Genomic DNA, 13,267 nt, shown 5'->3' on the forward strand with positions numbered 1-13,267 from the left:
CTATAGGGTGTATTGGGTCAAAGTGCTGCTTCCTACGGTTACTGCAGGGTTGGCCCGTTTATATCGAATATTGTCGTATAGGCCACTTTTTCGGGGGGGCTGCGGGGGCCGACAATGGCGCTCACGTTCATTGGCTATTCCCCTGGAGAAACTCATGACCATCAAAACCTTAGCCAGCTCGCTTGCTGTGGCCCTGAGCCTGGGCATCGCTGCCGCATTTGCCCAGGCGCAACCGGCAAGCGCACCTGATACAGCCGACGCTACCGAAGCCGTGCAACTGCAGCAGATCCGTAATGCCACGGTGAAGATCACCTACGGCGACACCACCTTTCTCGTCGACCCCATGCTGTCGAAAAAAGGCAGCTATCCAGGGTTTGAAGGTACCTATCGCAGTAACCTGCGCAATCCGCTGGTGGATCTGCCCATGTCCGAGAAGGAGGTTATTGCCGGCGTCGATGCGGTGATCGTCACCCATACCCATCTCGATCACTGGGACGAGGCTGCCCAGCAGTTGCTGCCGAAGGACATCCCGTTGTTCGTGCAGAACCTGGCAGATGCGCTGATGATCCGCGGGCAGGGCTTTACCAACGTGCGCGTCCTTTCCAAAGCCGAGTTCCAGGGCGTGACCCTGAGCCAGATCGGCGGCCAGCATGGCACTGATGAAATGTATGCCGTGGCGGAAGTTGCTGCCGCCCTCGGCGAAGCCATGGGTGTGGTATTCCAGTCACCAGGTCATGACACATTGTACCTGGTAGGCGACACTATCTGGCGCGATGAAGTCGATATGGCGCTGGCGGACTACGCGCCGCAGATCGTCCTGATCAACGCTGGCTATGCGGTGATGGATGGTTTTGATGGGTCGATCATCATGGGCAAGGAAGATGTACTGCGGGCGACCAAGGCGGTGCCGGATGCCACCATCGTTGCCACGCATATGGATGCCATCAACCACATGGCGCTGACCCGCGAAGAGCTGAAAGACTATGTGCAGCAGAAGGGTATCGCGGATCGGGTTGAAATCCCGGAAGATGGCGCGACGCTCAGTTTCTGAGGGTGGAAAAGCCAAGATCAAGCCCGGCTGCCTAACGCAGCTGGGCTTTTCTTGTGCTTGGGCTCCGCTGGCGCCCGGGTGCCGAACAGCATGCTATTGTGATGCCGAAACATCACAGGAGAACCGACATTTCCAAGACAGGTTCGGGTTGGTGGCAGCGCCTGCGTCACTGGCGCGAAGACCGCCGGCTGCGTCGGCTGGACATCACCGCCGGGCAATGGCAGCAGGCGCTGGGCAATTGGGGTGTCTATCAGCGTTATACCCCGGCGCAGCAGCGACGGATCCATGAGCTGGCCCTGCGGCTGCTGCTGCGCAAGCATCTGGTCCCGGTCAACGGCGCGGAGCTGGACGATATCCTGCGCCTGCGCATTGCCGGTATGGCCGTGGTTCCGGTGCTGGAGCTGGGGCTGGACTGGTACGACCGCTGGCAGACGCTGATCCTGTACGAAGGCCCCTTCGTTGCTGAGCACAGCTGGGAAGATGAGTTCGGTATCGTCCATCACGAGGTCAGCGAGCGCAGCGGGGAAGCCTGGGAGCGTGGCCCGGTGGTGCTGTCACTGGAGGATGTGCGGCACTCGGGGCGAGGCGATGGTTACAACGTGGTCATTCATGAACTGGCGCATACCCTGGACATGCGCGACGCCAGCGCCAATGGCGCGCCACCGCTGCATCCGGGCATGGACGCCAGGGCCTGGCAGCAAGACATGCAGGACGCCTGGGATGACCTGGCCCAGCGCGCTGAGCTTGGTCAGCCGCTGCCAGTGGATGAATACGCGCTGGAAGATCCGGCGGAGTTCTTTGCCGTGCTGTCGGAGACCTTTTTCGAACGGCCTGAACCGTTGCGGGAGGCGTGGCCGAAGGTGTATGGGCATCTGGCGGGGTTCTATCGGCAGGATCTGTTGCTTGGGGAGTGAGTCGCAAACCCGTCGAATTCCACGGGTTTAATTTCCGGTGATATCCAAACCCATCGAATTCGATGGGTTTGGATCGATAGGGTATGCTCTAGCTACACCCGACCACCGGAGAATGCCATGCCCCGCCTCGTTACCGTCGCCGCCACCCAGATGAGCTGCAGCTGGGATCGCCAGGCCAATATTGCCAAGGCTGAACAGCTGGTGCGCCAGGCTGCCGCGCAGGGTGCGCAGATCATTCTGATTCAGGAACTGTTCGAGACGCCGTATTTCTGCCAGAAGCCCAATCCTGAATATCTGCAGATGGCGACGCCTACGGATGAAAACCCGGCCATCAAGCATTTCCAGGCAATTGCCAGGGAGCTGCAGGTGGTGCTGCCGATCAGCTTCTTCGAGCTGGCCGGTCGGGCCCGCTTCAACAGTATCGCCATCATCGACGCCGACGGCAGCAATCTGGGTGTCTATCGCAAGAGCCATATCCCCGACGGCCCCGGTTACCACGAGAAGTATTACTTCAACCCCGGCGATACCGGTTTCAAGGTGTGGAAGACTCGTTTCGCCACCATTGGGGTGGGTATCTGCTGGGATCAGTGGTTCCCGGAGTGCGCCCGGGCGATGGCGCTGCAGGGGGCGGAGATTCTCTTCTATCCCACCGCCATCGGCAGCGAGCCCCATGATGCGTCCATTACTTCCAAGGATCACTGGCAGCGGGTGCAGCAGGGCCATGCTGGGGCCAACCTGATGCCGCTGGTGGCCAGCAACCGGGTAGGGCGGGAGGAGCAGGATGGCTACGACATCACCTTCTACGGCGCCTCCTTTATCGCCGATCAGTTCGGCGAGAAGGTCCAGGAGGCCAACGGCACCGACGAGACGGTGCTGGTGCAGCAGTTCGATCTGGACCAGCTGGAGCATATTCGCGCTGCCTGGGGCGTATTCCGCGATCGCCGGCCGAACCTGTACGGTCCGCTGAAAACCCTGGATGGTTCGCTGGAGTCCTGATTCATGTACACCCTGCACAGCACGCCCCGCGCCGACGGTTTCTACATGCCCGCGGAGTGGGCGCCCCACAGTCAGACCTGGATGCTCTGGCCCGAGCGGCCGGACAACTGGCGCCTTGCAGGCAAGCCGGCGCAGTCCGCTTTTGCCGAGGTGGCCCGGGCGATCGCCGGCTTCGAGCCGGTGACCGTCGGAGTCTCGGCCGCGCAGTACGCCAATGCCAGTGCGCAGCTGGATCATCCGGCGATCCGGGTAGTGGAAATCAGCAGCAATGATGCCTGGGTTCGGGATACCGGGCCGACCTTCGTCATCAACGGCCAAGGTGGGCTGCGTGGTGTGGACTGGATGTTCAACGCCTGGGGTGGTCTGGACGGCGGCCTGTATTCCCCCTGGGATCTGGATGATCAGGTAGCCGACAAGGTGCTCAGCATGGAGCGTTGCCCGCGTTACCGCACCGAAGGCTTCGTCCTCGAAGGCGGGGCTATCCATGTGGACGGCGAGGGCACCCTGATCACTACCGAGGAGTGTCTGCTCAACCCCAACCGCAACCCGCACCTGCACCGGCACGAGATCGAGCAGACGTTGCGCGACCATCTCGGGGTGGAGCGTATCATCTGGCTGCCCCAGGGGCTCTACAGCGACGAGACCGATGGCCATGTGGACAACTTCTGCTGTTTCGTGAAGCCCGGGGAGGTGCTGCTGGCGTGGACCGATGACACGGATGATCCCAACCATGCTCGCTGCCAGGCGGCCTTGAGCGTGCTGGAGCAGGCCACCGACGTCCGGGGGCGATCGTTGACGGTGCACCGCATTCCACTTCCCGGCCCCATCAGCGCCACCGCGGAGGAGTGTGCAGGGGTAGAGCCGGTGCCGGGCACCCAACCGCGCAGTCCGGAGATTCGTCTGGCCGGCTCCTACGTGAACTTCCTGATCGTCAACGGCGGCATCATCGCCCCGGCGTTCGGTGATCCGCAGGATGACAGCGCCCGGCAGGCTCTAGAGCGGCTGTTCCCCGATCGTCGCGTGGTGATGGTGCCTGGGCGGGAGATACTGCTTGGCGGGGGCAATATCCACTGCATCACCCAGCAGCAACCGGCGGTGTGAATCAAGCCTGCGCAAGGGGAACAATTCGTAATATAGTCTGTCGGCTGGCTCGTCGATCTTTGATGTTCCGGGCAAGCATCCCCTATTACGAGCAAAAAAGGATTCTTCATGCGCATCACCCCTCGTGCGATAGCCCTGCCCCTGGCAGGCGTGGTGATTCTCCTGTCTGGCTGTAACGAACCGGGTGCTACGGCTTCCAGTGCCCCGGTCAAGGATATGCCCGCAACCCTGACCGGTGAGCTGACCAGTCAGAGCGCGGTCAACCTCAATGACGGCTCCCGCAACCAGAGCTTCGATCTGCAGCTCAAGGGCGGCACTCTGTATCGGGTGACCAGCAGCGGCAGTCTGCAGCAGCCGAAGCTCGCCCTGCTGTCCGGCGACAATCAGCTGATTGACGGCCCGCGAACCGAGCAGCTGTTCCTGCAACCGGAACAGGACGGCGTCTACCGTCTGGCGATCAGTGCAGGCAGCGCCAAGGACTTCGGTCCTTTCCGTCTGGAGCTGAGCACTGCCGAAGCGGTGAATGACGGCGAGCTGGAGTCCGGGGCGGACATTCTCGGTCAGCTGCAGCCCAAGACCAGCAGTGGCGGCAACCGCTACACCTTCAAGGTGAGCGAGAGCGGGCCGTATGAAATTGTCCTGCGTTCCGGTGAGTTCGACGCCGTGCTCAAGCTGCGCGGCAAGGACGTCAACCAGACCGATGACGACAGCGGCGGCGGTACCGATGCGCGGCTGCTCGCCACCCTGCAGGAAGGCAGCTACCAGCTGATCGCGGGCGGTATCGACTCGGCTGATGAGGGTGTCTACAGTCTCAGCATCAAGCCCTTGGAGCTGCCGGAGGGCGTCAACCTCGCCGATGGCGCCGAACTGACGCCGGGTGAGGAGTACACCGGCATGATGATGGGCCAGCCCCAGACCTATACCCTGACCGTGGCGCAACGCGGGCTGCTGCGCCTGAGCATGCGCTCTGGTGACCTGGACAGCATGCTGGAGCTGAGTGGACCGGGTACCAGCGTCAGTGACGATGACAGCGGTGGCGGTCTGGATGCCCTTATCAGCACCGTGGTCGAGCCGGGTACCTACCGGATCAAGGCCAACAGTTACAGCAGAGGGGAAGGGATGTTCACCCTGCAGGCCGAACTCGGCGAGGCGCAGATGCTCGAAGGCAACATTGCTCCCGGTGAAAGCCGCATCGGTCGGCTGACCTCGGGCGACTCGGTCACCAGCGTGCTGTCCATCAGCGAGCCCGGCCATTATCGTGTCACCCTCAGTTCTTCCCAGTTTGACGCTCTGCTGAGCCTGGCGGGGCAGGGGCTGGAGGAGCAGGATGACGACAGCGCCGGTGGAACCAATGCGCAGCTGGAGTTATGGCTGGAGGCCGGCGACTATCAGTTGACCAGCGGTAGTTACGCCGATCAGGGTGCCGGCAGCTTCGAGCTGTCGGTCAGTTCGGCGCTGTAGTTTTCCGCCGGGTCATGTTCATCCTGTGCCAGCTCATCCAGTTGGCACAGGGTGCAGTCACCTCGCTCGGGGTGACTGGTTTCCACATAGCGCACCCGGCGCACCGCCGACCGGCGGTCGGCGCTGACACGATAACGGGGGCGTTGTACAGGCTGGCTCATGGTCAGTTGCCCAGCAATTCCCGACCGCGCTGCACCGCAGCCCGTACCTGAGCAGGGGCGGTACCCCCGATGTGGTCACGGGCATTGACCGAACCTTCCAGCGTCAACACCTCGAACACATCCTGCTCGATCTGATCACTGAAGCGGCGCAGCTCCTCCAGGCTCATTTCGGCCAGGTCCTTGCCGCTGTCCACGCCGTACTTCACCGCGTGGCCGACGATTTCGTGGCAGTCGCGGAACGGCAGGCCCTTGCGCACTAGGTAGTCGGCCAAGTCAGTGGCGGTGGAGAAGCCGCGGCGGGCGGCCTCGCGCATCACCTCAACCCGCGGCTGGATCGCCGGAATCATGTCGGCGAAGGCACGCAGACTGTCGCGCAGGGTATCGGCGGCGTCGAACAGCGGCTCCTTGTCTTCCTGGTTGTCCTTGTTGTAGGCCAGCGGCTGGCTCTTCATCAGGGTCAGCAGCCCCATCAGGTGGCCGTATACCCGGCCGGACTTGCCGCGCACCAGTTCGGGCACGTCCGGGTTCTTCTTCTGCGGCATGATGGAGGAGCCGGTGCAGAAGCGGTCGGGCAGCTCGATGAAGTTGAACTGGGCGCTGGTCCACAGCACCAGTTCTTCCGAGAAGCGCGACAGGTGCATCATGGCCAGCGAGGCCGCCGCACAGAATTCGATAGCAAAGTCGCGGTCGGACACGCCGTCCAGCGAGTTGCCAGACACCGCCTCGAAGCCCAGCAGCTCACAGGTCAGCTGGCGATCGATGGGGTAGGTGGTACCGGCCAGAGCCGCCGAGCCCAGCGGCATGCGGTTGACCCGCTTGCGGCAGTCCAGCAGACGCTCGCGGTCGCGGCAGAGCATCTCGAACCAGGCCAGCAGGTGATGACCGAAGGTCACCGGCTGGGCGGTCTGCAGGTGGGTGAAACCGGGCATGATCACGTCCGCATGCTGTTCGGCCTGATCCAGCAGGCCGCGCTGCAGGCGCTCCAGCTCGGCGACGATGATGTCGATCTCCTCGCGCAGCCACAGGCGGATGTCGGTGGCCACCTGATCATTGCGCGAACGGCCGGTGTGCAGCTTCTTGCCGGTGATGCCGATGCGCTCGGTCAGTCGCGCCTCGATGTTCATGTGCACGTCTTCCAGATCCACCCGCCAGTCGAACTGGCCGGCCTCGATCTCGCCCTGGATGGCGCGCAGGCCATCGATGATGCTGTCGCGCTCGGCATCGTTCAGCACGCCGACCCTGGCCAGCATGGTGGCATGGGCAATGGAGCCCTGGATGTCGTGCTTGTACAAGCGCTTGTCGAAGTCGACCGAAGCAGTGAACCGGGCAACAAAGGCGTCCACCGGCTCGCTGAAACGGCCGCCCCAGGATTGGTTGGTAGTCTGATCTTGGCTCATGGGTCGGTCGGTCCGCTGCAGTAATCTGAAAAGGCGCATAGCATAGCATCTTCATACTTGCATGATGGCGCCCGGCTGACGGAGACTGCAGCAATGAAGAATGGATTCTGGTCATTACTGAGCAAGCCGCAGGAGGGGGAGGACTTCTTTCTCCCGGATCTGTGCTCCTCCGTCGCGGTGTTCACCCTGGTGGTGCTGGCCGAGCTCATGGTGCTGGTCTGGGTGCTCGCGCAGCCGGCAGCCGAGGGATTCGACTGGCTGCAGCTGGCGCTGGCGTCGCTGTTCGTGCAATGGATAGTGCTGCTGTCCGCGGGCCTGCTGTGCCGACTGCGCCCCTGGATGCAGGCCCGTCCGCTGGGCCTGGCAATCGCCTGCTGCTACGCGGTGGTGGTGGGGCTGACCTTGGTGTTTACCGTCCTCGCCGAATGGGTGCTCTACCAGGGCATGGCCGAACGTTTCCTGCTGCCGAGTGATCCGCTGCTGCGCCACGGTCTGATCGCCCTGATCATGACCAGCCTGCTGCTGCGCTATTTCTACCTGCAGCAGCAGTGGCAGCTGCATAACCAGGCCGCCCTGCAGGCGCGGCTGCAGTCGTTGCAGTCGCGCATCCGCCCACATTTCCTGTTCAACAGTCTCAACAGCATTGTCAGCCTGATAGGCACCCAGCCGGACAAGGCCGAGAACGCCGTGCTGGACCTGGCAGACCTGTTTCGAGCCAATCTCGGCGAGGCCGATGCCGTGGCGACCTGGGCAGATGAGTATCGGCTGTGCCAGGGGTATCTGCGGATCGAGCAGTATCGTCTGGGGGATCGCCTGCGCGTGACATGGCAAGTGGACGAACTGCCGCCGAACCTGCCCATGCCGCTGCTGACCCTGCAGCCGCTGCTGGAAAATGCCATCCTCCACGGGCTGCAGCCCAGCGTCAGCGGGGGCGATATACAGGTGGTCGGCCACTATCGGGAGGGGCGCGTTGAACTGCTGGTGTCCAACAGCTGTCCACAGCAGTCCGAGCACCGTGGAGCCTGCATGGCGCTGAACAACATCCGCGCCCGCCTGGCGGCTCTGTTCGGGGCTTCAGCGCGGGTAGAAGCCTGGCAGGAAGGGACGCGCTACTTCAGCAGGCTGGTCTATCCTTGTAAGCAACCTTCCACATAACGCACAGGAAGTCATTCAGGCATGAAAGTACTGATCGCCGATGATGAACCTCTTGCCCGGGAGCGACTGGCCAGACTGGTGTCAGCGCTGCCCGGCCATACAGTCCTGCCGGAGATGGCAGCCACAGGCCAGGAGGCGCTGGAGCTGGTGGAGAAGCTGCATCCCGACATTGTCCTGCTGGATATCCGCATGCCCGGCATGGACGGTCTTCAGGCTGCCGCCCGCCTCTGCGAGATGTCCGACGCTCCGGCCGTGATCTTCTGCACCGCCCACGGGGAATACGCGCTGGAGGCCTTCGACGTCAGCGCTGTGGGCTACCTGCTCAAACCGGTACGCAGCGAGGACCTGGCCAGTGCCCTGGGCAAGGCCCAGAAACTCAACCGGGTACAGCTGGCCAGTCTCGGCAAGGCCGGCATTGCCAGCGAGACCCAGCAGGCGCGCAGCCATATCAGCGCACGAACCCGCAAGGGCGTGGAGCTGGTGCCGATCGAGGATGTGCTCTATTTCATCGCCGACCACAAGTACGTGACCCTGCGTCACACCGGTGGCGAGCTGCTGCTGGATGAGCCGCTGAAGGCGCTGGAAGACGAGTTCGGTGACCATTTCGTGCGCATTCACCGTAATGCGCTGGTGGCCCGGGACCGGATCGGCCGTCTGCAGCGCACCTCCATGGGGCATTTCCACCTGTACCTCAAGGGCCTCGCGGATGAGGCGCTGACCGTCAGCCGCCGCCATGTGCCCGGGCTGCGCCGGCTGATGGAGGAGCTCTAGAATCCGCCGCCGGAGGGCTGCCGCCGACGGCCGGTGGCGCGGCCCGGGCCGGACTGACGCATGGATGATAACCGGGGCATGGCGTATCATGCCGGTTGGAACAGGATGAGAAACCCATGAGTCGACATCTGCGAATCGCCACCCGCAAGAGCGCATTGGCCCTGTGGCAGGCCGAGTATGTAAAGGCGCGTCTTGAACAGTTGCATCCCGGGCTGCAGGTCAGCCTGGTACCCATGGTCAGCCGCGGTGACAAGCTGCTCGACGCGCCCCTGGCCAAGATCGGCGGCAAGGGGCTGTTCGTCAAGGAGCTGGAAGCGGCGCTGCTGGCCAACGAGGCGGACCTGGCCGTGCACTCCATGAAGGATGTGCCGATGCACTTTCCCGAAGGCCTCGGTCTCTACGTGATCTGCGAACGCGAGGATCCCCGCGACGCCTTCGTGTCCAATACCCATGAATCCATAGATGCGCTGCCCCCGGGCAGCGTGGTCGGCACCTCCAGTCTGCGCCGCCAGGCCCAGCTCATGGCCCGCCGCCCGGATCTGCAGATCCGCTTCCTGCGTGGCAACGTCAATACCCGCCTGGCCAAGCTGGATGCCGGCGAATACGACGCCATCATTCTCGCCGCTGCCGGTCTCAAACGCCTCGGCTTCGATGACCGCATCCGCAGTGCCATCGCCCCCGAGCTGAGCCTGCCCGCCGGTGGCCAGGGCGCGGTAGGCATCGAGTGCCGGACCGATGATACCGAGCTGCACCAGCTGCTGGCGCCGCTGAACGATCTGGACAGCGCCCTGCGGGTGCGCGCCGAGCGGGCGCTGAACAACCACCTCAATGGTGGCTGTCAGGTGCCTATCGCCTGTTACGCCGAGCGCAGCAACGGAGAACTCTGGCTGCGTGGCCTGGTCGGTGAGCCAGACGGCAGCAGGCTGCTGACCGCGGAAGCCCGCGGCCCCGAGGCCGAGCCCGAGCAGCTGGGTGTGGCGGTGGCCGAGGATCTGCTGCGTCAGGGGGCTCGGGAGATTCTCGAGGCGGTGTACCGGGAGGCCGACGGCCAGTGAGTCGGGTGCTGCTGACGCGCTCGGAGGAGGACAACCGGCGTCTGGGCAGCCGCCTGCAGCAACTGGGCATGAAGGCCTGCAGTCTGCCGCTGCTGCAGATCGAGCCGCTGGAGGAGACGCCCCAGCAGCGCAGCATGATGCTGGATCTGGACCGCTACCATGCGGTGATGACGGTCAGCCCCATCGCCGCCCGGCTGGGCCTGCAGCGGTTGGATGAGTACTGGCCCCAGCCGCCGGTGGGGTTGCACTGGTTTGCGGTGGGCGCAGGTACAGCTGCGGTACTGGAAGATTACGGGTTGTCCGTGCAGTACCCCCGCGACGGCCAGGACAGCGAAGCGCTGTTGCGTTTGCCGATCTGGGATGAGCTGCTGAGCCTGCCCGATCTGCGGGTACTGATCTGGCGGGGGCTGGGCGGTCGGGAACACCTGTCCTCCACCATCCGCCAGGCCGGTGGCCGGGTGGATCTGCTGGAGCTGTATCGCCGGGGGCAGCCCCCGGGTCTGGCTGACGCTCTGGCGGCGCTGGCCGGGGATTGTCGGGGAATAGTCATACTCAGTGGTCAGGCACTGCAGCACTGGCGTCAGGCCGCCGGAGCCGCCTGGGAGCAGCAGCGGCACTGGCGCTGCTGGGTGCCGGGAACGAGGGTGGCGGCGCTTGCCGCAGAGCTGGGCTGCACCGACGTCGTGATCTGTGATGGTGCCGATGACGACAGCGTGCTCGCCGCGATAGGCGCGCACCCAATCACGCCATAAGGGGAAAAGCGTGGAATCGAAAAACGATAACAACCAGAACACCAGCCCGGAAGACAGTGCACCGGCCGCCAGCGCGGCAGTGACCCCGGGCGCGGAGCACAAAGCTGCCGCAGCGGACAAGAACACCGCCTCCCGTACGCGGAACAAACCACGCAATGCCGGCGGTGGCCGTGGACCGGCCCTGCTGGCGCTGGTAGTTGCCGTCGCTGCGCTGGGGCTGTCGGGCTGGCAGTGGTACCAGGGCCAGCAGCAGGTCGGCGCCGGACAGAGCACACTCAGCCAGCTGGAAAACCGCATCACCGAGCTGGCCAATGCCCAGCGCCAGAACCAGAACACTCTGGGACAACGTCTCGATGGGCTGCCCTCGGCCGATCAGTGGCAGCAGGAGCAGCGCCTGATCGCCGACCTGCAGCGCAGTCAGCAGGCCCTGGGCCAGCGGCTGGCGGATCTGCAGGGTGACGCCCGGGCAGACTGGAAGCTGGCCGAGGCCGAGTACCTGCTGCGCCTGGCCTCTCTGCGTCTGCTCGCGGCCCAGGACGTACGCTCGGCCCGGGAGCTGCTGGAGGCGGTGGACGGTATCCTGCAGGAGCAGCCCGATAGTGGCGTCTTTGCCGTGCGCGAGCAGCTGGCGCGTTATCAGGCCCAGCTGGATGCGCTGCCCGTGGTCGACCGTGCCGGCATCTACCTGAAACTGGCTGCGCTGCACGGCCAGGTGGCTGATCTGGTCGCCCTGCCGGTGCCGGTATTCGATCCCGACGAGGTCACCCCGGAGGAGGAGTTCGAGGACAGGCTGGCCCGACGCACCCGCGGCGAACGCATGCTGATGCGTCTGGAGCGCTATGTGCGGGTCGACTTCCAGCGTGGCAAGGTGATCACGCCCCTGCTCGACGAGGCGGAGATGCAGCGGGTGCGCCGCACTCTGCAGCTGACCCTGGAGCAGGCCCAGTGGGCGGTATTACGCAGCGAGGGTGAGGTGTACCGGGTGAGCATCGAGCGGGCCGCCGACATGCTCGAGCAGTTCTTCGAGATGGACAATCCCCAGGTTCAGGCCATGCGCACTCGGCTGAACCAGCTCGCCGGCGAGCGCGTGACCCTGGTCCCGCCGGACCTGGCGCCGCTGCAGCAGAGCCTGACGGCCTACATCCAGAGTCGCCAGCACCGAGCCCCTGCGGCGAGCACGGGGGAAAGCAGCGATGAGTAAGAGCTATATCGCGGTACTGGTGGTTCTGCTGATCGCCGCCCTGCTCGGCATGGCGGTGGCCGAAGACCCCGGTTACCTGCTGATTGCCTGGCGCAACGTGTCGGTGGAAACCAGCATCTGGGTCGGTCTGGCCTTCCTGCTGGCGCTGTGGTTGCTGGTTGCCCTGCTGCGCGCCGTGGTGCGCCTGATCAACGCCTCCAGCCGCCGGGTCAATCCCTGGTCCCGGCGCAATCGCGCCCGCCGCGCCAGCCAGGTCACCACCCGGGGCCTGCTGGAGTTCGCCGAGGGGCACTGGGCCAATGCCCAGCGCCTGCTGCGCCGTGCGGCGCCCCATGCCGAGCAGCCGCTGATCAACTACCTGGCCGCCGCCCGCGCCGCCCATGAGCAGGGAGAGTACCGCGAGTCCGACGACCTGCTGCGCGAAGCCTATGAAACCACCCCGGATGCGGATGTCGCCATTGCCGTGACTCAGGCCCAGCTGCAGATCTCCCGCGGCCAGCTGGAACAGGCCCTGGCTACCCTGACCCGGGTACGCAAGGAACATCCCCGGCATCTCTATGCGCTCAAGCTCATGGGCCAGCTCTACCTGCGGCTGGAGGACTGGGAGCGACTCGAGCAACTGCTGCCGGAGCTGCGCCGCCACCATCTGCACACGGAAACCGAACAGCTCGAGCTGGAACGCCGGGTCTACGGCGCCCTGCTGGTGCAGGCGGGGCAACGGGCCCAGGGGGTGGAGCCGGGCGCGGCCAATCCGGTGACCGGCACCTGGGAGCGAGTGCCCAGGCAGCTCAGGCAGGACCCCGCCCTGGTGGAGACCTACGCGCTGCAACTGCGCGCCGCAGGGGCCGAATCCCACGCGGAGAAGGTCCTGCGCGAGGCGCTTGGACATGCCTTCAATGATCGGCTGGTGCACATCTACGGACTGGTCCGTGGTTCCGACCCGGCACGCCAGCTGGCGACTGCCGAACGCTGGCTGGACGGCCATCCCCACGACGCTACCCTGCTGCTGGCCCTGGGACGCCTGTCGCTGCGCAACGAGCTGTGGGGCAAGGCACGGGAATACCTGGAGGCGAGCTACGCCAACCGGCGGGATATCCAGACCTGCGCCGAGCTGGTGCGGCTGCTGGAGCACATGGATGAGCAGGCGGCGGCGCAGAAGGTGCTGCGCCAGGGCTTTGGTCTGATGGTCAACGACCTGCCGGAGCTGCCGCAGCCGCGCAGGCACTGAGGGCGGGCGAGCGTCAGCTCGCCG

The 13,267-nt window shown here is 64.6% G+C and carries 13 protein-coding genes; 11 read left to right on the plus strand and 2 right to left on the minus strand.

The genetic code is table 11. The annotated features are described in order from the left end of the window. The first annotated feature begins 154 nt into the window (after nucleotides 1-154). The 5 genes from VF673_RS03980 (at nucleotide 155) to VF673_RS04000 (ending at nucleotide 5,523) form a co-directional block, all read left to right on the plus strand. Nucleotides 155-1,051, plus strand: a complete 897-nt coding sequence (locus VF673_RS03980) for an MBL fold metallo-hydrolase (protein ID WP_440290983.1) — start codon at nucleotides 155-157, stop codon at nucleotides 1,049-1,051. Nucleotides 1,052-1,152: 101 nt separating this feature from the next. Further along, nucleotides 1,153-1,965 (plus strand): zinc-dependent peptidase, encoded by an 813-nt coding sequence (locus tag VF673_RS03985; protein ID WP_440290984.1) that lies wholly within the window; start codon nucleotides 1,153-1,155, stop codon nucleotides 1,963-1,965. Between the two features lie 117 nt (nucleotides 1,966-2,082). Then, nucleotides 2,083-2,961 (plus strand): N-carbamoylputrescine amidase, encoded by an 879-nt coding sequence (gene aguB, locus VF673_RS03990; protein ID WP_090538844.1) that lies wholly within the window; start codon nucleotides 2,083-2,085, stop codon nucleotides 2,959-2,961. A 3-nt stretch (nucleotides 2,962-2,964) separates the two neighbouring features. Continuing rightward, nucleotides 2,965-4,062 (plus strand): agmatine deiminase, encoded by a 1,098-nt coding sequence (gene aguA, locus VF673_RS03995; RefSeq protein WP_440290985.1) that lies wholly within the window; start codon nucleotides 2,965-2,967, stop codon nucleotides 4,060-4,062. A 108-nt stretch (nucleotides 4,063-4,170) separates the two neighbouring features. Beyond that, a complete protein-coding gene (locus VF673_RS04000) occupies nucleotides 4,171-5,523 on the plus strand; it encodes a hypothetical protein (RefSeq protein ID WP_440290986.1) in 1,353 nt (450 codons plus the stop codon). Here VF673_RS04000 and VF673_RS04005 read toward each other — a convergent pair. Continuing rightward, nucleotides 5,478-5,684, minus strand: a complete 207-nt coding sequence (locus tag VF673_RS04005) for a hypothetical protein (protein WP_440290987.1) — start codon at nucleotides 5,682-5,684, stop codon at nucleotides 5,478-5,480. The genes VF673_RS04000 and VF673_RS04005 overlap by 46 nt on opposite strands. Nucleotides 5,685-5,686: 2 nt before the next feature. Beyond that, nucleotides 5,687-7,081 (minus strand): argininosuccinate lyase, encoded by a 1,395-nt coding sequence (gene argH, locus VF673_RS04010; protein ID WP_090538961.1) that lies wholly within the window; start codon nucleotides 7,079-7,081, stop codon nucleotides 5,687-5,689. 93 nt (nucleotides 7,082-7,174) lie between these two features. Here argH and VF673_RS04015 point away from each other — a divergent pair, with 93 nt between their 5' ends. From VF673_RS04015 to VF673_RS04040, 6 genes are all read left to right on the plus strand, one after another. Further along, nucleotides 7,175-8,236, plus strand: coding sequence for a sensor histidine kinase (locus tag VF673_RS04015; protein WP_440290988.1), 1,062 nt, complete (start codon nucleotides 7,175-7,177; stop codon nucleotides 8,234-8,236). 21 nt (nucleotides 8,237-8,257) lie between these two features. Then, on the plus strand, nucleotides 8,258-9,007 hold the full coding sequence (locus tag VF673_RS04020) for a LytR/AlgR family response regulator transcription factor (protein WP_090538839.1): 750 nt from the start codon (nucleotides 8,258-8,260) through the stop codon (nucleotides 9,005-9,007). Between the two features lie 116 nt (nucleotides 9,008-9,123). Continuing rightward, nucleotides 9,124-10,062 (plus strand): hydroxymethylbilane synthase, encoded by a 939-nt coding sequence (hemC, locus tag VF673_RS04025; protein ID WP_320330576.1) that lies wholly within the window; start codon nucleotides 9,124-9,126, stop codon nucleotides 10,060-10,062. Beyond that, the gene (locus tag VF673_RS04030; protein WP_440290989.1) at nucleotides 10,059-10,814 is read left to right on the plus strand and encodes a uroporphyrinogen-III synthase; all 756 of its coding nucleotides are present in this window, start codon (nucleotides 10,059-10,061) and stop codon (nucleotides 10,812-10,814) included. The genes hemC and VF673_RS04030 overlap by 4 nt, the downstream gene beginning before the upstream one ends. 10 nt (nucleotides 10,815-10,824) lie before the next feature. Next, a complete protein-coding gene (locus VF673_RS04035) occupies nucleotides 10,825-12,015 on the plus strand; it encodes a uroporphyrinogen-III C-methyltransferase (protein WP_440290990.1) in 1,191 nt (396 codons plus the stop codon). Next, nucleotides 12,008-13,243, plus strand: coding sequence for a heme biosynthesis HemY N-terminal domain-containing protein (locus VF673_RS04040; RefSeq protein ID WP_273123501.1), 1,236 nt, complete (start codon nucleotides 12,008-12,010; stop codon nucleotides 13,241-13,243). Before VF673_RS04035 ends, VF673_RS04040 begins: the two co-directional genes overlap by 8 nt. Nucleotides 13,244-13,267 lie beyond the last annotated feature (24 nt).

Source organism: Halopseudomonas sp. Lyrl_26, assembly GCF_051948695.1.
Taxonomy (GTDB): domain Bacteria; phylum Pseudomonadota; class Gammaproteobacteria; order Pseudomonadales; family Pseudomonadaceae; genus Halopseudomonas; species Halopseudomonas formosensis.